Origin of the sequence: Vibrio sp. 1F253, assembly GCF_041439295.1 — a bacterium.
In the GTDB taxonomy this organism is placed as follows: Bacteria; Pseudomonadota; Gammaproteobacteria; order Enterobacterales; family Vibrionaceae; genus Vibrio; species Vibrio tasmaniensis_A.
The window spans coordinates 83506-107577 of the sequence record NZ_JBGONU010000007.1 but is presented as its reverse complement, the minus strand read 5'-3'; the positions used below and the strand labels follow the sequence as shown (position 1 = coordinate 107577).

Here is a 24072-nt window from a genome sequence, read left to right as displayed (position 1 = left end):
ATGGTTGGCAGCAGCGCTGCGTTATCATCTTTACATCTCCGGTGTCTGTTCTTCTAAATTAGCATTAGATATTGCTCACAGTTTTGTGCTAGAATCCGGCGATTCTCACTTGATGAAAATAGTTAAAGGAAGGCTTATGAAAGTGATCGAGGGTGGCTTCCCAGCGCCAAATGCAAAAATTGCTATCGTTATTGCTCGTTTCAACAGTTTTATTAACGAAAGTTTACTTTCTGGTGCAATCGATACTTTAAAGCGTCATGGACAAGTAAGCGAAGACAACATCACTGTTGTTCGTTGCCCTGGTGCAGTAGAACTTCCACTTGTAGCGCAACGCGTTGCAAAAACGGGTAAGTTCGATGCGATTGTATCTCTCGGTACAGTAATCCGTGGCGGTACACCTCACTTTGACTATGTTTGTAGTGAATGTAATAAAGGTTTGGCACAAGTGTCTCTGGAATTTTCTCTTCCAGTAGCGTTTGGTGTTCTTACTGTTGATACGATCGATCAAGCTATTGAACGCGCAGGAGCCAAGGCTGGTAATAAGGGTGCAGAAGCCGCACTTAGCGCACTTGAGATGATCAACGTTCTTTCTGAAATCGATTCCTAATGGGGGCCAGTGTGAAACCAGCCGCACGTCGTAACGCACGTCAATTTGCTCTACAAGCAATTTATTCTTGGCAAATTACTAAAGAAAATATTGCTACCGTTGAAGAACAGTTCTTATCTGGTGGTAAGTATGATGAAGAAGAGCATCATGCCGCAGAACCTGCTCTAGCTATGCCAGAAACAGACGTTGCATACTTCCGCGACTTACTAACTGGTGTTGCTCTTAGCCACATGGAACTTGATAGCAAGCTTCGTCCATTCGTATCTCGCCCTATGCAAGATTTGGATTTGATGGAACTAGCGCTTCTACGTTTAGCTATGTACGAGATGACTCGTCGCGAAGATGTACCATACAAAGTGGTTATCAACGAAGCTATCGAGCTTGCGAAAGTATTCGCAGCAGAAGACAGCCATAAGTTTGTTAACGGTGTGCTTGATAAAGCTGCACCGCACGTTCGTAAGAAATAAGACGTTCGTATATTGAATCTAAAGGTCAGCTTTTATGCTGGCCTTTTTTGTAACTAAATTATCGTAATACCAATAATTACGGTGATTTGTATGAAGACTAAAGATAGGGCATGTGATGTCTGGCGAATTTAACCTGATTGAAAAATATTTTGTAAATCGACAACCACAACGTAAAGACGTTCTTCTAGCTGCTGGCGATGACTGTGCTTTGGTCAAAGCGCCAAGTAATGTTCAGATTGCGATCAGTACGGACACCTTAGTGGCGGGCACTCACTTCTTAGCGGAAGCAAACCCAGCTTGGGTGGCACACAAAGCCTTGGCTTCGAACATCAGTGATCTTGCGGCTATGGGCGCGACACCTGCTTGGGTTTCGTTTGCGTTGACCATGCCAGAAGTTGATGAAGCGTGGCTTGCTCCATTTTGTGATTCTTTTTTCAAACTTGCAGACTACTTTGGTATTCAACTAATCGGTGGCGACACGACCAAAGGACCGTTGAGTTTAACGCTGACTGTACAGGGCTTTGTGCCAGAAGGCCGAGCACTACGCAGAGATGGCGCGAAAGTGGGGGACTGGATTTACGTAACGGGCAACTTAGGCGACAGCAAAGCAGGTCTAGAGGTGATATTAGACCCAGAACAGAACAAAGCTAAGCCTTATGCACTTGAGCTAGAAGAGAGGCACTACTTGAGCTCTCCACGAGTATTGGCGGGTCAGGCGCTCGTGAACCTAGCTTCATCGGCTATTGATATCTCTGATGGCGTTATTGCCGATTTAAAACACATCCTTAAGCGTTCTCAGGTCGGCGCAAGCATTGATGTGAGTGCGTTACCAATCTCCGCTGAATTACTTCAATTCTCTTCTGATACCGGTTCTGCACAGCAGTATGCATTGACCAGTGGTGAAGAGTACGAACTCTGCTTTACCGTGCCGGAAGAGAATAAAGGTTCATTGGAAAGTGCTTTGTCGCACACAGGTACAAAAGTCACCTGCATTGGCCAGATAAGACCTGTAGAATATTTTAAATTACACAATAATGGTGAACCACTAAGCTGGAACTTAACTGGTTACGATCACTTTAAGGTTAATTGATGACAAATCCACTTTCTCTTATTTCTCTTAAAAATCCTTGGCACTTATTGGCTACGGGTTTTGGCAGTGGCTTATCGCCGATTATTCCAGGCACAATGGGCACGCTTGCGTCGATTCCATTTTATCTATTGCTGGTTCAGTTACCTTTTCCTGCTTATGTCGCAGTAGTGGTTGTTAGTTGTATTATTGGTATCAAGATCTGCCAGGTGACATCTGATGATATGGGTGTGCACGACCATGGATCTATTGTATGGGATGAGTTTGCGGGCTTTTGGATCACCATGGGCCTAGTGCCTTTATTGAATATCCCTACGGATGACTGGAAATGGTTATTCACTGGCTTTGTCCTATTTCGCTTTTTCGATATGGTGAAGCCTTGGCCTATTGGCTGGCTAGATAAACGAGTACACGGCGGCTTAGGTATCATGATTGATGATATTGTGGCAGGTATTATGGCGGCTGTTGCCTTGTACGCAGTGGCACATTTCGCGGGCTGGTTAGTTTAAGTTCGCTGAAGGATTAAGATTTAGTTGCAAGCACATTAAGCTAAGTCTCTGATACTAAAAAGGTTGACCCTAGGGCCAACCTTTTTTGTTTTGTTGCTTATGCCGTTTGCTTGTGGAAGCTATTTAGCAAGGTAATCAGAGATAGACTTCTCTATGCCTTTAGCATCTAAGCCAAGCTCTTCATGCAGTTCGCCTTGAGTACCTTGAGCAATAAACTTGTCTGGTAGACCAAGGTTCAATACTGGCATCAGTAGCTTTTCTTTCATCAAGAATTCAATCACACCCGCGCCGGCACCACCTGCAATCGCGTTTTCTTCGATTGTAACCAATACATCGTGGTCAGCAGCAAGTTGTTTGATCAGAGCTTCATCGAGTGGCTTCACAAAGCGCATATCAGCAACTGTCGCATCAATAGCGTCAGCCGTTTGAAGTGCACTCTCAAGGAAAGTACCAAAGCTAAGAATAGCGACTTTCGAGCCATCCTTTGCTTTTTCGCTTTCGCGAACGATACGACCTTTACCAATCTCTAGCGCAGTAAACTCACTTTGAATCTCTGTACCCATACCATTACCACGAGGGTAACGAACGGCACTTGGACCTGTGTGCTGGTGGCCAGTGTATAGCATTTGGCGACATTCGTTTTCGTCGCTTGGTGCCATAATCACCATGTTTGGAATGCAGCGCATAAAGCTTAAGTCGAACGCACCTTGGTGTGTTTGACCATCCGCGCCGACAAGACCTGCACGGTCAATTGCGAACATAACCGGTAGATCCATGATAGCTACATCGTGGATCAGTTGATCGTAGCCACGTTGTAAGAACGTCGAGTAGATAGCCACAATTGGCTTATCACCCGCAATCGCCATACCAGTTGCTAGTGTCACTGCGTGCTGCTCAGCAATCGCTACATCGAAGTACTGTTCTGGGTATTCTTTCGAGAAACGCACCATGCCAGAACCTTCACGCATTGCTGGCGTAATTGCCATCAGCTTAGGATCTTGCGCAGCCATATCACACAGGAAGTCGCCAAAAATCTTAGAGAAAGTTGGTTTAGAGCTGGTGCTCTTAGGCAGACTTGAGTGTGCGGGATCGAATTTCGGAACGCCGTGGTAACCGATTGGATCTTTCTCTGCTGGCTCGTAGCCTTTGCCTTTCTTGGTCATGATATGCAGGAACTGAGGACCTTTTAGGTCTCTCATGTTCTTAAGCGTTTTAATCAGCTCATTCACATCGTGACCGTCAACCGGACCAATGTAGTTAAAGCCTAACTCTTCAAACATGGTGCCAGGGACAACCATGCCTTTTAGATGTTCTTCTGTACGACGAACGAGCTCTTTAATCGGCGGAACGCCCGATAGCACTTTCTTGCCACCCTCACGAATTGACGTGTAAAGACTGCCAGAAAGAACTTGAGCTAGATGGTTGTTCAGAGCACCGACGTTTTCAGAGATCGACATCTCGTTATCGTTAAGGATAACCAGCATGTCATTATGAATATCGCCCGCGTGGTTCATCGCTTCGAAGGCCATACCAGCGGTGATCGCACCATCGCCAATGACACTGACGACTTTACGATTCTTGCCTTCTTTCTTCGCACTGATCGCCATACCAAGCCCGGCGCTGATCGATGTTGAAGAGTGACCAACAGAAAGCGTGTCGTATTCGCTCTCTTGACGCCATGGGAATGGATGCAGTCCATCTTTTTGACGGATAGTCGATAAGCGGTCACGACGACCTGTAAGGATCTTGTGCGGGTAGGCTTGGTGACCAACATCCCAAACCAACTGGTCAAAAGGCGTGTTGTACACGTAGTGCAGAGCAACGGTTAGCTCTACCGTACCTAAGCCCGATGCTAAGTGGCCACTTGACTGGCTCACTGAGTTTAGAAGATAGGTGCGTAATTCATCACAAAGCTGTGTAAGCGTCTCTTTTGGAAGTAGACGCAAATCCTCTGGCTTATCAGCCAAAGCAAGAGTTGGGTACTTGGATATATCAAGAGTCATAGGTAATGCGCGCTTATTGTCTTAGTTCTTGCGCTCGATGACGTATCGGGCGAACTCTTCGAGTAACTGGGTATTGTATGGGATTGCAGCCAAAGCTTGAAGCGCTTCCTGTAGCAGAGTTTGCGCTTTTTCTTGAGCGCCCTCTAAACCTAACAAAGAAGGGTAGGTGCTTTTGTTCAATTCTTGATCAGAGCCCTGTGGTTTACCCAAAGTTTCGGTATCGCTAATGATATCTAAAATATCATCCTGAACTTGGAAGGCTAACCCGATTGCATCGGCGTACTTATCTAATTGAGGCATCACTTCGAACGCTTTTTCGCCAGCAGCTAGAGCACCTAAACGAATCGCACTCTTCATTAGAGCACCAGTCTTGTTACGGTGAACTTCTTCTAACTCCTCTAGCGTGACAGAGCGGTTTTCAGCTTCAATATCAAGTGCTTGTCCAATACACATACCTTGTGCACCAGATGCTTCTGCTAGGCGTTGAATCATTCGAACGCGATTGCTTTCCCCGTCAGCACTTAATGTGCCTTCCGCAAGTATAGTAAACGCGAGAGTTTGTAGTGCATCGCCAGTTAAAATTGCCGTTGCTTCATCGTATTTAATGTGACAAGTCTGATGGCCACGACGCAATTCGTCGTCGTCCATTGCTGGAAGGTCGTCGTGAATCAGAGAATAGGCATGAATACATTCGATTGCTGAAGCTGGAGTGTCGAGTTCTTCCGCAGTGCAACCGAGCATTTCCCCTGTAATGTAGACAAGAAACGGACGTGCGCGTTTGCCGCCTAAAAGTAACCCATAACGCATCGCGTTAATGAGATTCTGATTTTGGTGTGGCAGGCGATCAAGCCAAAGGTTAAGTTGCTCGTTATTACGTGCTTGATAAGACAATAACGTCTCGATCATAGGGGATCTCATACAATTTGTTATTCAGGTTGTGGGTTAAAGTCACTCAGTTCTGCATTTTCATCATTTTGCAGCAGGATGCTAACACGCTGTTCAGCGTCGTTTAGTTTACTTTGACCAGCACGAGCGAGGGAGATGCCTCGTTCGAACTTTTTCAGCGCATCATCTAAAGCTAGATCACCATTTTCTAGTTGATCAACCAAGCCATCAAGCTCTTCGATAGCCGCTTCAAAGCTCATATTTTCAGGTTTCTTAGTAGCCATAATAAATCTGCGTTTGGAAAGATGAACGAACGTTACCCTAGGCCGCTGAGATGGTCAAATGTAACCAAGAATTTTTGCTAGAAAGTTCGTTTTTAAGGCGCTTGAATTTACTTTGATTGAATAACCGTGGCTTTATCGAGTTTATACGCTTTGGATAAGTCCAAAGTAAGCCAATAGTTGTGATTCAAAAACGAAAAGTGTGATACTTAGACGAAGAATTAACTAAAAGATCTTATAGTCTTGCCGATAAGAATATTATCGTCGACGTAGAACTGTAAAAAAGCATGAGGAGTGCTCAGTGGATTTAGCAACCCTAATAGGTTTGATTGGTGGATTTGCCTTCGTAATTATGGCAATGATCCTAGGTGGAAGCCTCGGGATGTTCTATGACACGACATCCGTTTTGATCGTGATTGGTGGTTCAACGTTTGTTGTTCTAATGAAATTCACCATGGGACAGTTCTTTGGTGCGGCAAAAATTGCCGGTAAAGCATTTATGTTTAAAGCCGATGAGCCAGAAGATCTTATTGCTAAAGTCGTAGAGATGGCGGATGCCGCGCGTAAAGGCGGTTTCTTAGCACTTGAAGAGATGGAAATCAGCAACAGTTTCATGCAAAAGGGTATCGACCTATTGGTTGATGGCCATGATGGTGATGTAGTGCGTGCAGCACTGCAAAAAGACATCGCGTTAACCACAGAACGTCACGAACAGGGCGCTAAAGTATTTACAGCTTTTGGTGATGTTGCACCCGCAATGGGTATGATTGGTACCTTGGTTGGTTTGGTTGCCATGCTTTCGAACATGGATGATCCAAAAGCGATCGGGCCGGCGATGGCGGTTGCACTTTTAACCACTCTATATGGTGCAATTCTTTCGAACATGGTGTTCTTCCCTATCGCGGACAAACTTGCTCTACGTCGTGACCAAGAGACACTGAATCGTCGTTTGGTGATGGATGGCGTACTCGCGATTCAAGATGGTCAAAACCCACGAGTTATTGACGGTTACCTGAAGAGTTACCTTAACGAAGGTAAACGTACGATTGATGGTGAAATGGCTTAAGGGGAATAAAAATGGATGAAGAAAATCCATGTAAATGTCCCCCTCCGGGTTTGCCACAATGGATGGGAACATTTGCTGACTTGATGTCATTGTTGATGTGCTTCTTTGTACTGCTCCTCTCATTCTCTGAGATGGACGTACTGAAATTTAAACAGATCGCAGGCTCAATGAAATTCGCGTTTGGTGTACAAAACCGCTTGGAAGTAAAAGACATTCCTAAAGGTACCAGCATTATTGCGCAGGAGTTTCGTCCTGGTCGCCCAGAACCGACGCCTATTGATGTAATCATGCAGCAAACCATTGATATTACGCAGCAAACTCTAGAGTTTCATGAAGGGGAATCTGAGCGTGCTGGCGGTACGATGCGTGATCAGGGCAAGATGACGGGGGGTAAATCAGCAGAGGTTTCTGCGCACAACAACCAAAACTCAGAATCAGATCAGCAGCAACAGCAAGCTCAAGAACAGTCTCAAGAGATGGAAACCTTGATGGAGAGCATCAAGAAGGCGTTGGAGCGAGAGATCGACCAAGGCGCGATTGAGGTGGAAAACCTTGGCCAGCAAATTGTGATTCGAATTCGCGAGAAGGGTGCATTCCCATCAGGATCCGCTTTCCTACAGCCTAAGTTCCGACCTTTGGTGAGACAGGTTGCCGAGTTAGTGAAAGATGTTCCGGGCATTGTCCGAATCTCTGGGCATACTGATAATCAACGTCTTGATTCTGAGCTTTACCGTTCTAATTGGGACTTATCATCGCAGCGTGCGGTGTCTGTGGCTCAAGAGATGGAAAAGGTCCGTGGTTTCTCTCATCAACGCTTAAGAGTGCGTGGTATGGCTGATACTGAGCCAGTAGAGCCGAACGATACTGAATGGCAACGTAGCTTAAACCGTCGTGTTGAAATCAGTATTATGCAGGGCGAACCGCTTTACAGTGAAGAAGTCCCAGTAATCACTGAATAGTATTTACCAAGAATATGCATCCCAAAGCTCAATCTGTCGTAGATTGGGCTTTTTCTTTGTCTGATACACAAAAGGGTTTGTACCAAGCTAGTAAGAGAAGAGAAGAGAAGAGAAGAGAAGAGAAGAGAAGATATGGATAAATGAGCTTGGATGAAATCGAGACGATAGTTTGTCACTAAGGTGAGTTTATTAATGGCACCAAAGCACGCACTCTTTTCCTTGTTTGATTTTCTCATGTATAATTCGCGCCCTTAGATTTAATATTGATCTATTATTGCTTCAATAACTATGTGAAATGACCTTTTACGTGGTGATGAACCTATTAAAATTGTGAACCTTATTGGCGTGAAAGTACTATGAAATTTATTGTTAAGCCCCACCCGGAAATTTTTGTAAAAAGTGAATCGGTGCGTAAGCGCTTCACAAAGATTCTAGAACGTAATATTCGTACTATTCTTCAGCGTCGTACTGAGTCTGTGGCTGTCTTCAACCGCCGTGACCATATCGAAGTGACGTCTGAGAGCGACAAATACTTTAAAGAAACACTTGAAGTATTGACGCAAACTCCGGGTATTCATCACTCCCTTGAAGTTCAGCAATCAGAATTTAAAGACCTGCACAATATTTACGAGCAAGTTCTCGAGCGTAGCGGTGCTCTTATTGAAGGTAAGACTTTCTCTGTACGTGCTAAGCGTCGTGGTAAGCATGATTTTACTTCTATCGAGCTAGAACGCTACGTAGGCGGCGGTCTAAATCAAGCGGTTGAATCAGCAAAAGTAAAACTGAAAAATCCAGATATTACCGTTAAAGTTGAAGTCGAGAACGATAAGCTAAACCAAGTTATTGAACGTCATAAAGGCCTAGGTGGTTTCCCTCTTGGTACTCAAGAAGATCTGCTTAGCTTGATCTCTGGTGGCTTTGATTCTGGTGTTTCAAGCTACTTACACATCAAACGTGGTTCTAAAGTGCATTACTGCTTCTTCAATCTTGGTGGCCCTGCTCACGAGATTGGTGTTAAGCAGGTTTCTCATTATCTATGGGATAAATACGGTTCATCTGCAAAGGTGAAGTTTATCTCTATCGATTTTGAACCTGTAGTTGCAGAGATCCTTGAGAACGTTGAAGATGGCCAAATGGGCGTTGTTCTTAAGCGTATGTTCATGCGTGCTGGTGGTATGGTTGCAGAGCGTTTCGGTATCGAAGCACTAGTAACGGGTGAAGCTCTTGGTCAGGTTTCTAGCCAAACGCTAACTAACCTGCGTCATATCGACAACGTGACGGACACTTTGATCCTTCGTCCACTGATCAACTGGGACAAAGAAGATATCATCGACCTGTCTCGCAAGATTGGTACTGAAGACTTCGCTAAAGTAATGCCTGAGTATTGTGGTGTTATCTCTAAGAAGCCAACCGTGAAAGCGAAGAAAGGCAAACTAGAAGCGGAAGAAGCTAAGTTTAACTTCGAAGTGCTAGAGCAAGTGATCGAGAATGCTCGTATTATGGATATCCGTGATATCGAGAAAGAGAGCCAAGAACAGGCACCAGAAGTGGAGCAAGTTCAAGCCGTTGCTGAGCACGCTGTCGTTCTTGATATCCGTAGCCCAGACGAAGAAGATGAAAGCCCGCTAGAGATCGATGGTGTTGAAATCAAACACATCCCGTTCTTCAAGCTTTCCACTCAGTTTGGTGACCTAGACCAATCGAAAGAGTACTTGTTGTACTGTGACCGTGGTGTCATGAGTCGTCTGCAAGCGCTTTACTTGCAAGAGCAAGGCTTCCACAACGTTAAGGTTTACCGCCCATAGTGGTGTGTTGACCAAGCGTTAATAATTTTGCAAAGCCGCATACTGAAAAGTAAGCGGCTTTTTTATTGTCTATGATGAAGGATTGACAGTAGACAGAGGCATGCGTTTGGACGTGCTATCGTCATGCTCTGTTTTGAACTGTCGATTTAATGTATCAAGACGATGGAGTCTAAACACTTTGGATTGTCGAGGAAGTGTAAGTATCTTGAAGGACTCTGTTATTTTTTAGTGGTAGTCAATGGTGCTATTTGTATGTGTTCAGTTGTTTATTTGAGTGGGTGTCTGATTCTGTGATTAGCGATGAAAAATAATAAAGATTAATTAGCACAGCTATTGATAAACTTATTGTTACTTTTCTTTGCACATAAAAAAACACCGCCCATAAGGCGGTGTAAACAAATTTGACAGACAGGTCAAAATAAATACAGGAAGTACATGCCTCGTTTCAGTATAGAACTGCAACAAAACATTTGGTAGAACTCTACCCAACTCGAAAAGAACGAGTTTGCAAACACAACATCGCAGGAGCTAAACCAATTGATTCTAGAGAGAATCAAGCCGTTCAGGCTAGCTGCTGCGGGATGAAATATAGAATTTCTCTGGCCGCTAGGCAATGGACAAATTATAATGTTTCAGATAAAAAAAACTAATGCTTATTTAGAGAGTAACTATGTCTCGTCGATTACCCCCATTAAACTCGCTAAGAGTGTTTGAAGCCGCGGCTCGACACTTGAGTTTTACGCGTGCCGCAGAAGAGTTGTTTGTTACTCAAGCCGCGGTCAGTCATCAGATCAAAGCGCTTGAAGAATTCTTATCTTTGAAGCTGTTTCGTCGAAGAAACCGCTCTTTGCTGCTGACTGAAGAAGGTCAAAGCTACTTCTTGGATATCAAAGATATTTTCACATCACTGGCAGAAGCGACAGACAAAGTGCTTGAGCGAAGTGAGAAGGGCGCATTGACCATCAGTTTGCCGCCGAGTTTTGCTATTCAATGGTTGGTACCAAGGCTCGCTGACTTTAATCAGCAAGAACCTGATATTGATGTAAGAATCAAAGCCGTTGATATGGATGAAGGCTCGTTGACCGATGATGTAGACGTGGCTATTTACTATGGCCGAGGGAATTGGTCGGGGCTCAGAGCCGATAAACTTTACCAAGAATACTTAATTCCTCTTTGCTCACCTTCCGTGCTGCTAGGAGCTAAACCTTTAGAATCTCTCAGTGATTTGGCATGTCATACGCTACTGCATGATACATCTCGAAAGGATTGGAAACAGTTTGCTAAGCAAAATGGTATTGATGGGGTAAACGTTAATCATGGCCCTATCTTCAGTCACTCAACCATGGTATTGCAGGCGGCCGCTCACGGGCAAGGTATTGCTTTGGGTAATAATGTGTTGGCGCAACCTGAAATCGAAGCAGGTCGTTTGATTGCCCCTTTTGATGAAGTGTTGGTAAGTAAGAACGCCTTCTATGTAGTGTGTCATGAGAAACAAGCTGACATGGGGCGTATTGCGACTTTCCGTGATTGGATGTTGGCGAAAGCGCAAAGTGAACAAGAGGACTTACTTGATGAATAACCTCATCATTGATGGTGAAGACAACCCAATAACCTTTATCTTTGCACATGGTGCTGGCGCAGGTATGGATCATGAGTTCATGCAGTCGGTAGCAAAAGGGTTGGCGTTTAAAGGGATACGAGTGATTCGTTTTAATTTCCCTTACATGATCAAACGTGCTGAAGATGGTAAGCGTCGTCCACCTGATCGAGCCCCTAAACTGCTCGAAGCTTACCAAGATATTATCGGACAGGTAGATGCCGATAAGCTTGTGATTGGCGGTAAGTCGATGGGAGGACGTATGGCGAGCCATTTGTCTGAAGTTGATAAGGTGGCTGCAATGGCCTGTTTAGGCTTTCCTTTCCATCCGCCAGGCAAACCAGAGAAATACAAAGGTGAGCACTTGGCTGAGTTAGCAAAGCCGTGTCTTATTCTGCAGGGTGAACGTGATACCTTTGGTAAGCGAGAAGAGTTTGCTGATTTCGACCTGTCGGATTCGATTCGTGTTGAGTTTATTCCTGATGGCGATCACAGCTTTAAGCCTCGTAAGAGCTCTGGCTACACCGAACAGCAGAACATAGCGTTAACCGTTGAGAAACTATCGGCGTTTATCAAAGAGGTGCTTAATGAGAAGTAAGTATTTACTCACTTTTGCAGGTATCTCTGGCGCAATAGCCGTAATGCTAGGTGCCTTCGCCGCTCACGGGTTAAAAGCTGTCTTGCCAGAGTATCTGCTAGGCGTGTTTGAGACAGGTGTTCAGTACCAGTTTATCCATACACTAGCAATATTGGCGTGTGGTGCACTGCTGCAGATGAAACTTGGCGCTAAATCACAAAAATATTTTTTCATTGCGGCAATTTGCTTTATCATCGGCATCCTTTGTTTTAGTGGCAGCCTTTATGGCTTAGCACTGACAGGAATAAAATGGTTTGGCCCTATAACACCGTTTGGTGGTCTACTATTTATCATTGGTTGGGGAGTCTTCTCCTTCGCTGCTTTGAATATAAAAGAGGTAACTCAGTGAAACACGTACTACTTTATTGTCGCTCTGGTTTTGAAAAAGAATGTGCTGGCGAAATTCAAGACAAGGCAACACAACTGGAAGTGTTTGGTTTTCCTCGCTTAAAGAACAATACAGGCTTTGTATTGTTTGAATGTTATCAAGCAGGCGAAGCCGATAAACTGGTAAAAGAGATCGACTTCCAATCGTTGATCTTTGCTCGTCAAATGATCGCGGTAGCGGTTGAAATCAAAGATCTGCCGACTGATGATCGTATTTCTCCAATTCTTGAGGCGCTTTCTGAGAAAGAAGGTTTCCCACGTTGTGGCGATATCCGTATTGAAACACCAGACACCAATGAAGCGAAAGAGCTTTTGAAGTTCTGCCGTAAGTTTACTGTGCCAATGCGTCAAGCAATGCGCGGTAAAGGGCTGATGACAGCGAAAGACAATGTTAAGAAGCCTGTGCTTCACTTATGTTTTATCGCTCCGGGTCACTGTTTTGTTGGTTACTCTTACCCAACCAACAACTCGCAGTTCTTCATGGGTATTCCTCGTTTGAAGTTCCCATCAGATGCACCAAGTCGTTCTACATTGAAGCTAGAAGAAGCATTCCACGTATTCATCCCTCGTAATGAGTGGGACGAACGTCTGGCTCCGGGTATGTGGGGCGTAGATTTAGGCGCGTGTCCAGGTGGTTGGACTTACCAATTGGTTAAGCGCTCTATGTTTGTTCACTGTGTTGATAACGGCATGATGGCAGATAGCCTAATGGAAACGGGTCAAATTAAGCACCACATGGTGGATGGTTTTAAATTCGAACCTGACCGTAAGAACGTCACTTGGATTATCTGTGACATGGTTGAGAAGCCAGCTCGTGTTGCACACCTTATGGGTGAGTGGATCATCAAAGGCTGGGCGAAAGAAGCACTGTTCAACCTTAAACTGCCAATGAAAGGCCGTTACGATGAAGTTCTGCAGGATATCGAAAACCTAAAGCAGTTCCTGATTGATAACAAAGTGAAGTTCAAGATGCAGGCGAAGCACCTTTACCACGATCGCGAAGAGATCACGGTTCATATTCAGTCGCTTTCGAATATCTCACCGTACTAATATTTACGTTAGTGTGTCAGTGATAAAGAAAATGCTCCTTTAAGGGGCATTTTTTATATCTGAAGTTTGTTTATGAGTTTGATTATCGCTTCGTATGGGTAGTTTAGAAAGGTTGGTCTATATGCGTTTTTTAGTCATATTTAAGTGTAAATGTGACTAATTCAACTTGGTTGATAGTCGTCGAATTGTCGACTATTAGTGTCGATATGAGACAAAAAAGCCGTAAGCTATCGATACTTACGGCTACCTAGTTCAGCGATGAAACGAAGAAGGGTTTATTTAAAATTCAGCAGTAAATTACAGCAAGAACATCCTAATCAAATTGTATTTTATTATAAGTAAGTAAATGTAAGTAAAGAATGTAAATGATAACTATTACTATTAACATTGTTATTAGTGTCGTGTACCATTCGTGCACTTTTACTTAAATCTATAAAATATAAGTCGCATTATGAAACTTAAAGCATTATCAGTAGCCGTTACGGTTGCCTTAACCTCATTTACAGCATTTGCTGCCGACGAACCAGAAACCGTAGTCGTTATCGGTTCTGCCCTTGACCAATTGATTCAGACTGAAATCAACTCTGACACACTGGAAAAGAAGCAAGCATCAGACATCAAAGATGTTTTGAATACTATGCCTAGCGTTACGGTTGACGGGAACGCACGTTACTCACGCAAAGTATTTGTACGTGGTATGGAAGACAAATTTGCCGTAGTGACTATTGATGGTGCGCGACAAGAAGGTCAGCTTTTCCACCACTCTGGTGACCAAGCGATTGATCCTGCAATGCTAAAAAGAGCTGAAATTGAATTAGGTGGTAACTCTGCACTGTCAGGTTCTGGTGCTATCAATGGTTCATTTAGCTACGAAACGAAAGACCCAAGCGATCTTCTTAAGCCGGGTGAAAGCGTTGGTGCTCGAGTAAAAACAAGCTATCAAACAGCTTATGAGCGTTTTGCAACCAACGTTGCTGTGTATGCAAAAGTGAACGACAAGCTACAGTTCATGGGTATTGCGAACTATTCAGAAGATGGCGATCTGCACATTCCTGATCAAGAAGCGGTAACCTCTAAGCAGGGTGAGCTTAAGTCGGGTTTGGCTAAAGTTGTTTTCATTCCTAATGATGCCAATGAATTTAAACTGACTTTCAACCGATACAGTGATGGTGGTACGCGTCAGCTTTCTGGCGAAAAGGCGGGTGCTCTGTATGCTGACGATAAACACGACTATCATTCGCTTAATCGCGATACAGTGACGCTACAGCACGAATACGATGCGGGTAGTGATCTAGTTCATCTGAAAAGTAATGTTTACTACAACCGTCAATACATGGATCGTGATGCTCTTGAAGGTACCGCTTGGGGCAAAACACCGGCAGGTAAATGGTTCAAAGATGGCAAAATGTCTTACCCTAAGCGTGAATACAATGTAACAACCATTGGTGGTGACATTCGTAACGTTTCTTGGGTTGGTGAGCATGAGCTTACTTATGGTCTTGAGGGCTACAAAGCCAAGCAATGGATTGATGCTGGTGAAGGCGTATATCTAAGCGGTACTAAGCAAGGCCAAACTGAGAAGTACAGCATGGATGGTGGTACGGTGACGGCTTACGGTCTGTATCTGCAAGATATGTACGAATTCAGCGATTTCCGTCTGACAACAGGTCTTCGTTACGACGTTCATAAACTGGGTGGTGTGTATAAGGGCGAGTTTGACCAACTATCTCCAAAGTTCAAAGGTGAATACCAAACAACGGAAAACCTAAAACTTCGTGTAGGTTACGGTCGTCTGTTTAAAGGCGCGTCACTACCAGAAACGCTAACGATGAAAGCACCAAGCAAAGTTAAGCAGTCTGATACTAAGGCGATGACGGGTAATAACTACGAAGCTGGCTTTGATTACGAGCTAACACGTTTGCTTGCGGCTGATTACGCGATTCTAGGTTTCACGGCTTATACCTATGACCTTGATAACCAAATGCACCCAACTAAGAACAACGCAACATTATCTAATAAGTATGATGTTGAAGTTTGGGGTGTAGAGACAGTATTGAGCTATCAGTTAGATGCATTAAGTGTTTACGCTAACCACTCTTACTCTGATGGTGAGCAAAAGAGCCTGAAAAACGGCAAGACAAGTCACATGAATAAAACCGGTATTCATAACTTTAAGGCCGGTTTTAACTACAGCCTAAACAATGAATTTGTGTTTGGTTGGGATTCACGCTTTGTTCCGGGGAACGATTACGAGAACGAAAAAGGCAAAGAGATCAAACGCTCAGGCTTCGCAACGCACAACATTTGGGCGGCTTACACACCGACGTTTGCTAAAGACCTAGAGATGAACCTTGGTATCGATAACCTGCTTGATAAGAAGTACGCTGAGCATACTGGTTTTGGTATCTCTTGGGGTTCAGAAAAGTACACCAGCTATGAAGCGGGTCGTAACTTTAAAGCTTCTATCGCTTATAGCTTCTAATCTGCTCTTAGCTGAAAGTTATTCTAGAAATAGAGAGTTATCAGTATAAGTGCAATGTTTCGTCTTAAAATGAAACAACAAAAAAGCCTTAGTTCAGACTAAGGCTTTCTGCTTTCTAATGATTTATTTTCTATTTGTTGATTTATAAGCGGATTTATTTCTAACGGTTAGCTTTAATGACTGAATTTGTGACGTCAGATTAAGACACAGCTTCGTAGCGAATATCTTGCAGATTAAAACCTAAATCGATGTCTGTTTTGAGTGCAGAAACGAGCTTACATACGCGAGCCGACTCGATATGCTCATCGAATTTCTTACGATACTTTTTCGGTAAGTCTTCAGCTAGGAATGCTGTTTCGATATCAGGGTATATCGTTAATATCTCTTTGGCTGCTTTTGGCCCTATACCTGGAATTCCGGGGACTTGGCTTGAGCTGACGCCCGTTAATCCCCAGTAATCTGCCAGTTGCTCTGGCTTTACGCCAAATTCCGCTTCGATAAAGGGCTTATCTAACCAACGGTGTTGGAAATAATCACGGATTTGTAGCGTTGGAGACAACAGTTGGCAGTAGCCCTTATCTGTCGAAATGATAGTGACAGTTTCTCCGTGGTCAGCGACTTTCTTTGCCAATGTTGCAACTAGATCATCCGCTTCATCGCCGTCAGAGAGCAGTGAATCAATCCCTAATTCCCACCAAGCTTGTTGAATCGCATCGAGACCTTTCATCAATGGTTCTGGCATCGGCTTACGGTTTTGCTTATAAGCGGGAAGGACTTCCGCGCGCCAACCTCGATCTTGTAAATGATGATCAAATACCGCAATGATATGAGTGGGTTTTGATTCGTTTAGGATGCGATTAAGAGTACGAGCAGTCGTGGTGATGGTTCTTGCAATATCGGTTGGGTCCGGCTGAACAGAGTGCACGCGTCGGATGAGGTTCAAGGCATCGATAATAACAAGATGGATAGACATAAGTTTCCACTAAATAGGCAATAAATAAGGGGCTGCTAGCCCCTTATAGTAACGTATCACTTGGTGAGTTGAAACTTTGGTGACGTAAACGTCATGACTTGTTTAACTTTATACTTGTGGCTTGTTATCAGTTACTTGCCGTTATTCGCTGCTAGGCATAATTTTATAGCAAGGAACATAGTCAGTGCCGCCCGGCAGTTTCATTCGATGCTGTTCAACAAAGTCATTCAGCAGCTGGTCCATTTTTGTCATCAGCTCTTTGTCGCCATCAATCAGGAAGGGGCCATGTTTCTCTATCTCCAAAATACCTTCAGCTTTGACGTTACCTGCCACAATTCCAGAGAAGGCTTTACGTAGATTCGCCGCAAGGCTTTCTGTTTTCTGATCCATATGCAGATCAAGCGCCGCCATAGATTCATGTGTAGGGTCGAATGGCAGTTGGAACTCAGGTTCAATATGCAGTGACCAGTTGTAGCTGTAGGCATCGCCAGTCTCTTTACGGTGAGAGCGTACATCTGGCATTGCCTGTTTCATGATTTTCGCAGCGCGTGCTGGGTCATCAATCACGATCTCATAGTGTTTTTGCGCATCAGGCCCTAAGGTTTCGCCGATGAACTTGTCGATAGAACGGAAGTAAGCTTCACTCTCTTTTGAACCTGTTAAAACAATCGGCATTGGTTGGTCGACGTTATTTGGGTGCATCATGATCCCTAAGATATACAGCAGCTCCTCAGCCGTACCTGGACCACCGGGGAAAATAATGATGCCATGCGCCATACGAACGAATGCCTCAAGACGCTTCTCGATATCTGGCATGATCACCAGTTCGTTCACTATCGGGTTTGGTGGCTCAGCCGCAATGATTGATGGTTCAGTTAGCCCTAAGTAACGGTGGTCTGTATAGCGCTGTTTCGCGTGACCAATTGCAGCTCCTTTCATTGGCCCTTCCATTGCCCCCGGTCCACAACCGGTACAGATGTTTAGTTCACGTAGGCCAAGTTCATTACCCACTTCACGAGTGTATTGGTATTCAGTGGCATTAATTGAATGACCACCCCAGCACACGATCAGGTTAGGTTCGATACCTGGCGTAAGTGCACCTGCATTTCTCAAGATACCAAACACAAGGTTGGTAATATGAGTGGCATTAGTCAGGTTGAGTCTTTGGTTGTCTGCAAGATGCATGTTGACGTAGACAATGTCACGCAGCACCGAGAATAGGTGTTCTTGGATACCCTTGATGATTTCACCATCCACAAAGGCATGTTCTGGAGGGTTGCTTAGTTCGAGTTTGATCCCGCGCTCACGACGGACGACCTCAACATCAAACGATTGATATTTATCGAGCAGCTCTTTGGAGTTGTCGGTGTGGCTACCCGAGTTGAGTACCGCTAACGTACAGTTACGATAAAGCTGGTACAGATCACTAGATGCGGTTTTCTTAAGACGCTCAACTTCAAGTTGAGAGAGTAAATCCATGCTACCGGCAGGGCTGATATGAGTGATCATAGTGCCTCCTTGTTGAAAAGAACTAGGGGAGGTTGGAAGTGGCCCTTTAGTTCGAGATGAGAAGCTAACGTTGAAAGTGTTTGGTTAAAGGCGAGAGAATTAACCAGACGAAACGATTACGACAGCGTTGCTTGCCAAGAATGCTTGTTAAGCGAATGTTAATCATTAGCTTAGCAAACATTGAGGGATATGGTATGTGATAAGTATTTGAAAAAATGAAATAAATTAAATCTAGGGCTGTCTTAGTCCCAAACAAGTTGGTTGTTACCGCGCTGTTTGGCTTTGTTTAGTGTTTTATTGAGTCGCTCTAATACTTCTTCAGGTGTGTCTGACTCTTTAAACGGAGTACTTGCCGCGCACAAGGTAATTGTGATCTGTTGGTCACGGAATTTGAAAGGTAAGCGGCTGACTTGATTCTGGATGCTTTGAGTCACTTGATGGCAATATTCATCGCTTTGCTCGGGAAGTAGCAAGATGAACTCTTCACCAGAAAAGCGAGCGACAGTATCGGTAGTACCAATTTCTTTGGTGATGGCTCTTGCGATGATCTTGAGTGCTTTGTCACCAGCGGTATAGCCAAAGCTATCGTTAATTGCTTTGAAGTTATCGATATCTAGTAGCACGACTCTTAGTGAGTGTTGTGCGCGAATCCAGCGACGATATTCTAACTCTAAACGATCGGTGAAGGCGGTACGGTTGTAGATCTTAGTCAGAGGGTCAAGCAGCATACGCTGAGCCTGATCTTCTAGACGCTTGCGGTAATCTTGGGTGACTTCATAGAGCGAATCTAATTGGTTTTTTCCGTAGCTCATTCTTTCTATTAGAGCTTGTTCTTTCTGTTCTGCGTGATTCAGTCTTTCTGAAAGAGAGGCAATTTCACTGAGCAGCGGGTTTATCGAAAGTTTTAAGTTATCAATATCCGTTGCTTTATCAACAGAGCTTTGGCTCTTAGTAACAAGTTCATTCAACTCAGAATTAAGACCTTGGCGATGTTCAAAATAGCTTTGGCTCTGGTCGGAGTTTTGATCTGCTGTTTTGATACTAGAAGCGAGCGAGGAATTGAGTTGTTCGATAAATTGTTCAGACTGCTTACGCTCTAGGCTCGTGCCATCAATCACCAGTTTGAGGATCTGAAGTGCTAGCTCAAGTAGGTTTTGTGTTGAAACACCAAGTAGTAGCTTCGCTCGAATATCGGTCAGTAGATCCCCCGATTCACCCTCGAAGTCGAGTTCAGTGATCAGGTGTTGTAATTCGTTTGATAGTTCGGAAAGGAGTTCTTGTTCAGTTGATTGATCTACGTCGGCAAAATGAGTGCGTGAGTTGTTTGCCATAATCTTAATGGCACGCTCATAAATGCTGAGAAGCTTCATGGCATGGTCGACTTTTTGACTGCCATGACACTCGGAGAAGCTAAGTAAGTTTCTTAGATCGCGCTTTAGCTGTGCCGGAAGGCCAGTTATACGCTGCAGCGTTTCCCCACTGTGCTTAATACTATCATCCAGATATCCGTTCTGTTTATCCATAGCCAACGTTTTTTGCTTGAGCATCCTTTCTAATACTGCCAACTTGGGGATCATTGAGCTAATGTCTTTTTGCTTTTCGAGCTCTTCCCTAAGGGCAATGAGATTTTCATCTAAATGAGTGTTGCTGCCAACACATGCATCACTTAAAGACGTAACGATACGCTTGAGAACTTTTTGTTCTCGAATAAATTTGAACGAGGTATCTCTTTGCGTCAAGCGGACTTGATCCAACTGATATTTCAGCTGGTGGAGTTGCGCCTGAATGTCTTTTTCAAGAATGCCCATAGATGTATTAATTAGCGCCGCGTAGATCGTACTCGATCGTATAGATGAAATTCCGTGACCTTGATAATAACAAAACTAAAAATAAGGTCACGACCTACGACGTTTAACCGCTCGCAAATCAGTCATCTTTTAGCATTTTTTTGATATTGTCCTCATTCTGGTGTGAGGATTGTATCTTTATTAACCCTTGATTAATCGCATGTTTACAAGCCTCTCTTATGTTACCCGTTGCAAGGCTCGCTGCGGGGGCATTGTCGATGGCTTTAAGGTAAACCCATTGGCTACTGCGTTCTTTGAGGCTGATTTCACGTGCCAGGTTGGTCGACATTAATAGTACATCGAGGAGTTCTTGGTCGTTAATCGCGGTATAAGCGCGTGGTAAGAACGGGTAGTCAGCGATGCCCATGCGGACGGTTCGATTAATGTTTCGCTCTGGTTCGAAGTGATTAATCCAAGATTGAATCTTTCTGAACATAGCCTCAGGCGATGTATCACGGTCAGCATTTGGTTCGATGTAAAGCAAGTTCGCATCCGAGAAGTGGTAGACGCGCGCAGGACCTTCAAGCTTAGATTTAAGGAACTCGCCGAAAGCATCTTCGAGCTCTAAACCTGCTTTATAACCGTTCTGAGTGTACATATTGCGTAGGAACGGTAAATCTATCATCACAAAGCGTAAACGGTCGTTGAGTGGTTCATGAATCAACTCACCAAGTTGCCATTGTTCGAAGTTTTGGCTGGTTTGTTCTAGAGAATTTGATAGCTTCGCGTTCAGCATTCTTAGATTTGGAAGCTTTGAGCGTGAGTGTGTAAATAGGTCGGTACGCAGTGAATCCATTTCCGTGACTAAGGTTTGAATGATGTAGCCTCGGCGTAGCACAAAGAAGAACAAGACAATGCTGAACAAAAATAAGGCGAACGATATTTTCTGGAACTTATGGTGCTCAAGTTTGTATTTCTCTAATTCTTGTTCTTGACCTGCATAGTGGAGCGTTTGCTCGGCAAACTCTTTTTGTTGGCGGAATGCGTCTTCACCAACACGGTTGAGTTTTTGTTGTTCCAAAGAGACAAGGATATTGTATTGTTTGAGATTTGCTAGCGCTTGTTGTGGACGCCCTGCTTGCTCATAACCTAAAGAGAGCAAGTGGTAGGAGTGTTGCGACAGGCGCATGTTTTCTACCTGACGCGAAATCTTGAGCGCACGTGTCGCATGCTTAATTACATCTTCGCTTTCTTGTAGGTGGTATGCCAAACCTGCGGATAAGAGTGCAGCGCGGCCTTCCAATTTAGGAATGTCGGAATACTCCAGCAGTTCAAGAGCTCGTGCTAGGTATTGCTCGGCTAGAGGGTAGTTATAAAGTCGTAAGTAAGTCGCAGATAAACTTAGACGAATGTCAATGACTTGGTAGATGTCTCGGTCTGTACTCTCATGATCAAGGACATTGAAAAAGTGCACGAGGGCAAGGTTATATTTGCCTTGATTGAAGTACACATCACCCATCTTTTTTAGTACTTGCGCTAATATGGGAGAGCTTTCAAAATTATCATAAAAGTCAGCAGCTTGAGACAGGTGCTCTAGAGCTTTATCTAATACTTGACGTTCAAAGAAAAGCTGTGCCAGTAGGCGGTTTACTTTAGCCAGGCGCGAACTCAGGTTACCTTCTACTGATTTCCAGTAGCCGTACAATAACTCAGATAGTGCATGGTTGTACTCTTTATGGGTAAGATAAAACTCGCCGACGGTGATGTGATAATCAATGACGACTTTTTCCGAGTGACGCTGTTCTAGGTAAGTTTTTGCTTCTTGATAGAGCTTTTCTGCTTCCCCTACGTTGTTGTTATAAGAGGAAATGTCGGCTTTCAACATGATTAAGCGATAGGTAATCCCTTCCGTCAGGCGTAAGGCCTTATTAACCGACTCTAAGCTTGTTTCTATTTTTTTTAGCTCTGATTCTGCTTGGGCAGATTTTCTGTCCGTAAGCCAAAGTAACCTAACTTTAAGTATTTCCAGATCTAACTTTAGATACTCAAGCTTATAGGTTTTTGCTAGCTCAGAGGCTTTGTCGATGTGCTGAATCGCAATACGAATGTTGCCTAGATTAAACTCTGCTTTCGCTAAGATCTTATACGCATCGATACTGCTGTTCGGGGTTCTAATCGAAGAGTCGGCCTCTTCACGAGAAATAGCTGACGGGCTCTTTTCGCGTTGATCTGAAAGGATACGTAGCGTTAGGTAGCTGTTGGCCATTCGCTTTGCTTGACTCGGTTCTATCTCAACCAAGTTATTGGCTTCATTGAGGAGCGCCGACGAATAGACCGACGCATTAACCGATGTGCTTAAGCTTAAAATGAATAGACTAACAACGTATAACCAACGCATTTCAATGTCCCTTTAAAGATTTTGTAGGTTCAAATAAGTGTGGGCGGTTCACGCCGATTATTGGCGAGCCATACGCTTATTGTGGCTTGGTCTATCTTGCTCAGTTGAACGGTATGGATTGATATCCAGACCGCCACGACGCGTGTAACGTGCAAATACGGTTAGCTTCGATGGTGCACAGTATTTCATGATGTCAGTGAAGATACGCTCAACACATTGTTCGTGGAATTCGTTATGCTCGCGGAAAGAAACTAAATAGCGTAGCAGAGCTTCACGGTCAATTTGCTTACCGGAATATGCGATCTCTACGCTGCCCCAATCCGGTTGATTGGTGATTAAGCAGTTCGACTTCAATAAGTGACTATGTAGAGTTTCTTCTACTTCTTGCTCGCCAGCAGCGCCTTCAAGCAGTGACGCTTCAAAATCATAGCTGGTGATTTGGATGTCTTGATTGTCGATACAGTCACCTTCCATCGTCACGATAGGTTGGTTGGTGTAATCGGTTACTGAGTTTACATTCACAATCACAGACTCGCCTGCACATGCCGACAAATCTTGAGTTAGACGCTCAGTGACTTGATCCCAGTTTTCAAACTGAGTTTGGTTGTAGCTGTTTAGGTACAGCTTGAAAGATTTTGACTCAATCAAATTTTGGCTGGTTGCCGGAATGAACACTTCACCAACAGCCACTTGTGGTAAGCCATTGGTGTTTAGCCACGAAAGCTCGTACATCGTCCAAATATCATGACCAACAAAAGGCAGTTCGCCGTTTAACGCAAGATCATTACGATTAAGGCTACGAGGTACTGGTTGCAATAAACTTGCATCGTATTGGTTAGAGTACTCAGTTTTTTGGCCCAGGGTTAACCCCGCTAGCTCTTTTGCGTCAGAATATTTGCTCATACTTTCGTTTCAAATTCGATTAGAATGGGGTCGATTTTACTGAATCCCCATTACCCTGTCATTAAGTCATCGCTTAATCGGCACGGAAAGGTCCCCGATTCTATTTATTATTTTGTGTTTAGGAGATTTTCATGACTCAACGCGCTCAAGACGCACTACTTTCTTTCAGTCAGCGATACGTTGACGCGTGGCAGCAGCAACACCAAAGCTTACCTCGCAATGAGGAGTTAGTGGACATCGTATCGCCATGCGTAGAAGAAAAGAGTGGTGATGCCGTGTTGTGGAAACACTATCCACGTGAGCAATTCGCAGATTTCACCAATGTTGAAACGGGTATTGAGTTGACTCTGCATGAAGACGTCAAGACTTTCTACGGCGCACAATTTAGTGCGGATATGAACGCGACTTTTGATGGTAACGAACTGACTCTGTTACAGATTTGGAGTGATGAAGATTTCGAATGCCTACAAGAAAACATCTTAGGTCACCTAGTGACTCAGCGTCGTTTGAAGCTAAAACCAACGGTTTTCATTGCCGCGACTGATGCTGAACTGGATGTTATCTCTATCTGTAACCTAACGGGGAACGTGATCCTAGAGCGCTTAGGCACCAAAAATCGTGATGTACTAGCCGAGACATTGGCAGAATTTTTAGAAAAGCTACAACCAGCGGTATAAATA

21 protein-coding genes are annotated in these 24072 nt (G+C 44.1%); 13 read left to right on the top strand and 8 right to left on the bottom strand.

The genetic code is table 11. The annotated features are described in order from the left end of the window. Positions 1-136 precede the first annotated feature (136 nt). The 4 genes from ribE (at position 137) to pgpA (ending at position 2670) form a co-directional block, all read left to right on the top strand. Positions 137-607 (top strand): 6,7-dimethyl-8-ribityllumazine synthase, encoded by a 471-nt coding sequence (gene ribE / locus ACED28_RS05930; protein WP_371709486.1) that lies wholly within the window; start codon positions 137-139, stop codon positions 605-607. Further along, positions 607-1074: a transcription antitermination factor NusB gene (gene nusB, locus ACED28_RS05925; RefSeq protein ID WP_004734399.1), complete on the top strand. Its 468-nt coding sequence runs from the start codon at positions 607-609 to the stop codon at positions 1072-1074. Before ribE ends, nusB begins: the two co-directional genes overlap by 1 nt. 115 nt (positions 1075-1189) lie before the next feature. After that, the gene (thiL, locus tag ACED28_RS05920; RefSeq protein ID WP_135382988.1) at positions 1190-2164 is read left to right on the top strand and encodes a thiamine-phosphate kinase; all 975 of its coding nucleotides are present in this window, start codon (positions 1190-1192) and stop codon (positions 2162-2164) included. Further along, a complete protein-coding gene (gene pgpA / locus ACED28_RS05915; RefSeq protein WP_009847467.1) occupies positions 2164-2670 on the top strand; it encodes a phosphatidylglycerophosphatase A in 507 nt (168 codons plus the stop codon). The genes thiL and pgpA overlap by 1 nt, the downstream gene beginning before the upstream one ends. Before the next feature lie 119 nt (positions 2671-2789). Here pgpA and dxs read toward each other — a convergent pair whose 3' ends face one another. The 3 genes from dxs to xseB are packed head-to-tail and all read right to left on the bottom strand — an operon-like array spanning position 2790 to position 5842. Continuing rightward, complete coding sequence (gene dxs, locus ACED28_RS05910; RefSeq protein ID WP_017633413.1) at positions 2790-4673, bottom strand: 1-deoxy-D-xylulose-5-phosphate synthase; 1884 nt, start codon at positions 4671-4673, stop codon at positions 2790-2792. Positions 4674-4694: 21 nt separating this feature from the next. Next, a complete protein-coding gene (gene ispA / locus ACED28_RS05905) occupies positions 4695-5579 on the bottom strand; it encodes a (2E,6E)-farnesyl diphosphate synthase (protein ID WP_009847465.1) in 885 nt (294 codons plus the stop codon). A 20-nt stretch (positions 5580-5599) separates the two neighbouring features. Further along, the gene (gene xseB, locus ACED28_RS05900) at positions 5600-5842 is read right to left on the bottom strand and encodes an exodeoxyribonuclease VII small subunit (RefSeq protein ID WP_004734405.1); all 243 of its coding nucleotides are present in this window, start codon (positions 5840-5842) and stop codon (positions 5600-5602) included. A 298-nt stretch (positions 5843-6140) separates the two neighbouring features. On the opposite strand from xseB, the gene pomA reads away from it, so the two are divergent. The 8 genes from pomA (at position 6141) to ACED28_RS05860 (ending at position 15822) form a co-directional block, all read left to right on the top strand. Beyond that, the gene (gene pomA, locus ACED28_RS05895) at positions 6141-6905 is read left to right on the top strand and encodes a flagellar motor protein PomA (protein WP_009847464.1); all 765 of its coding nucleotides are present in this window, start codon (positions 6141-6143) and stop codon (positions 6903-6905) included. Between the two features lie 11 nt (positions 6906-6916). Beyond that, entirely contained in the window at positions 6917-7864 is a 948-nt protein-coding gene (locus ACED28_RS05890; protein ID WP_009847463.1) for a flagellar motor protein MotB, read from the top strand. Positions 7865-8220: 356 nt separating this feature from the next. Continuing rightward, complete coding sequence (gene thiI, locus ACED28_RS05885; protein WP_009847462.1) at positions 8221-9669, top strand: tRNA uracil 4-sulfurtransferase ThiI; 1449 nt, start codon at positions 8221-8223, stop codon at positions 9667-9669. A gap of 670 nt (positions 9670-10339) precedes the next feature. Beyond that, positions 10340-11248, top strand: coding sequence for a transcriptional regulator GcvA (locus ACED28_RS05880; RefSeq protein WP_017063339.1), 909 nt, complete (start codon positions 10340-10342; stop codon positions 11246-11248). Then, a complete protein-coding gene (locus ACED28_RS05875) occupies positions 11241-11864 on the top strand; it encodes an alpha/beta fold hydrolase (RefSeq protein WP_017069501.1) in 624 nt (207 codons plus the stop codon). The genes ACED28_RS05880 and ACED28_RS05875 overlap by 8 nt, the downstream gene beginning before the upstream one ends. Next, complete coding sequence (locus tag ACED28_RS05870; protein ID WP_017069500.1) at positions 11854-12252, top strand: DUF423 domain-containing protein; 399 nt, start codon at positions 11854-11856, stop codon at positions 12250-12252. Before ACED28_RS05875 ends, ACED28_RS05870 begins: the two co-directional genes overlap by 11 nt. Then, positions 12249-13340, top strand: coding sequence for a 23S rRNA (cytidine(2498)-2'-O)-methyltransferase RlmM (gene rlmM, locus ACED28_RS05865; RefSeq protein ID WP_371709485.1), 1092 nt, complete (start codon positions 12249-12251; stop codon positions 13338-13340). The genes ACED28_RS05870 and rlmM overlap by 4 nt, the downstream gene beginning before the upstream one ends. 451 nt (positions 13341-13791) lie before the next feature. Next, positions 13792-15822, top strand: a complete 2031-nt coding sequence (locus tag ACED28_RS05860) for a TonB-dependent receptor (RefSeq protein WP_009847459.1) — start codon at positions 13792-13794, stop codon at positions 15820-15822. Between the two features lie 199 nt (positions 15823-16021). Here the strand turns inward: ACED28_RS05860 and xni are convergent, their stop codons facing one another. The 5 genes from xni to queF all read right to left on the bottom strand — a co-directional run bounded on the left by xni (position 16022) and on the right by queF (position 23392). Continuing rightward, positions 16022-16795: a flap endonuclease Xni gene (gene xni, locus ACED28_RS05855; protein WP_371709484.1), complete on the bottom strand. Its 774-nt coding sequence runs from the start codon at positions 16793-16795 to the stop codon at positions 16022-16024. A 141-nt stretch (positions 16796-16936) separates the two neighbouring features. Next, on the bottom strand, positions 16937-18304 hold the full coding sequence (gene ppnN, locus ACED28_RS05850) for a nucleotide 5'-monophosphate nucleosidase PpnN (RefSeq protein ID WP_009847457.1): 1368 nt from the start codon (positions 18302-18304) through the stop codon (positions 16937-16939). A 242-nt stretch (positions 18305-18546) separates the two neighbouring features. Further along, complete coding sequence (locus ACED28_RS05845; RefSeq protein ID WP_012604633.1) at positions 18547-20112, bottom strand: GGDEF domain-containing protein; 1566 nt, start codon at positions 20110-20112, stop codon at positions 18547-18549. 118 nt (positions 20113-20230) lie between these two features. Then, positions 20231-22489: a lipopolysaccharide assembly protein LapB gene (locus tag ACED28_RS05840; RefSeq protein WP_269335677.1), complete on the bottom strand. Its 2259-nt coding sequence runs from the start codon at positions 22487-22489 to the stop codon at positions 20231-20233. 57 nt (positions 22490-22546) lie between these two features. After that, positions 22547-23392, bottom strand: coding sequence for an NADPH-dependent 7-cyano-7-deazaguanine reductase QueF (queF, locus tag ACED28_RS05835; protein ID WP_009847454.1), 846 nt, complete (start codon positions 23390-23392; stop codon positions 22547-22549). 131 nt (positions 23393-23523) lie between these two features. Here queF and syd point away from each other — a divergent pair, with 131 nt between their 5' ends. Further along, positions 23524-24069 carry a SecY-interacting protein gene (syd, locus tag ACED28_RS05830; protein WP_009847453.1) on the top strand — a complete coding sequence of 182 codons (546 nt, stop codon included), beginning with the start codon at positions 23524-23526 and terminating at the stop codon, positions 24067-24069. The last annotated feature ends 3 nt before the right edge of the window (positions 24070-24072 follow it).

Excerpts from the sequence above, each read along its gene's own strand:
- ACED28_RS05845 (WP_012604633.1), bottom strand. The coding sequence starts at position 20,112 with ATGGGCATTCTTGAAAAAGACATTCAGGCGCAACTCCACCAGCTGAAA.
- ACED28_RS05890 (WP_009847463.1), top strand. The coding sequence starts at position 6,917 with ATGGATGAAGAAAATCCATGTAAATGTCCCCCTCCGGGTTTGCCACAA.
- xni (WP_371709484.1), bottom strand. The coding sequence starts at position 16,795 with ATGTCTATCCATCTTGTTATTATCGATGCCTTGAACCTCATCCGACGC.
- ACED28_RS05870 (WP_017069500.1), top strand. The coding sequence starts at position 11,854 with ATGAGAAGTAAGTATTTACTCACTTTTGCAGGTATCTCTGGCGCAATA.
- ppnN (WP_009847457.1), bottom strand. The coding sequence starts at position 18,304 with ATGATCACTCATATCAGCCCTGCCGGTAGCATGGATTTACTCTCTCAA.
- queF (WP_009847454.1), bottom strand. The coding sequence starts at position 23,392 with ATGAGCAAATATTCTGACGCAAAAGAGCTAGCGGGGTTAACCCTGGGC.
- ribE (WP_371709486.1), top strand. The coding sequence starts at position 137 with ATGAAAGTGATCGAGGGTGGCTTCCCAGCGCCAAATGCAAAAATTGCT.
- nusB (WP_004734399.1), top strand. The coding sequence starts at position 607 with ATGGGGGCCAGTGTGAAACCAGCCGCACGTCGTAACGCACGTCAATTT.
- ACED28_RS05860 (WP_009847459.1), top strand. The coding sequence starts at position 13,792 with ATGAAACTTAAAGCATTATCAGTAGCCGTTACGGTTGCCTTAACCTCA.
- ACED28_RS05840 (WP_269335677.1), bottom strand. The coding sequence starts at position 22,489 with ATGCGTTGGTTATACGTTGTTAGTCTATTCATTTTAAGCTTAAGCACA.
- syd (WP_009847453.1), top strand. The coding sequence starts at position 23,524 with ATGACTCAACGCGCTCAAGACGCACTACTTTCTTTCAGTCAGCGATAC.
- ACED28_RS05875 (WP_017069501.1), top strand. The coding sequence starts at position 11,241 with ATGAATAACCTCATCATTGATGGTGAAGACAACCCAATAACCTTTATC.
- ispA (WP_009847465.1), bottom strand. The coding sequence starts at position 5,579 with ATGATCGAGACGTTATTGTCTTATCAAGCACGTAATAACGAGCAACTT.
- pgpA (WP_009847467.1), top strand. The coding sequence starts at position 2,164 with ATGACAAATCCACTTTCTCTTATTTCTCTTAAAAATCCTTGGCACTTA.
- dxs (WP_017633413.1), bottom strand. The coding sequence starts at position 4,673 with ATGACTCTTGATATATCCAAGTACCCAACTCTTGCTTTGGCTGATAAG.
- thiL (WP_135382988.1), top strand. The coding sequence starts at position 1,190 with ATGTCTGGCGAATTTAACCTGATTGAAAAATATTTTGTAAATCGACAA.
- xseB (WP_004734405.1), bottom strand. The coding sequence starts at position 5,842 with ATGGCTACTAAGAAACCTGAAAATATGAGCTTTGAAGCGGCTATCGAA.
- ACED28_RS05880 (WP_017063339.1), top strand. The coding sequence starts at position 10,340 with ATGTCTCGTCGATTACCCCCATTAAACTCGCTAAGAGTGTTTGAAGCC.
- thiI (WP_009847462.1), top strand. The coding sequence starts at position 8,221 with ATGAAATTTATTGTTAAGCCCCACCCGGAAATTTTTGTAAAAAGTGAA.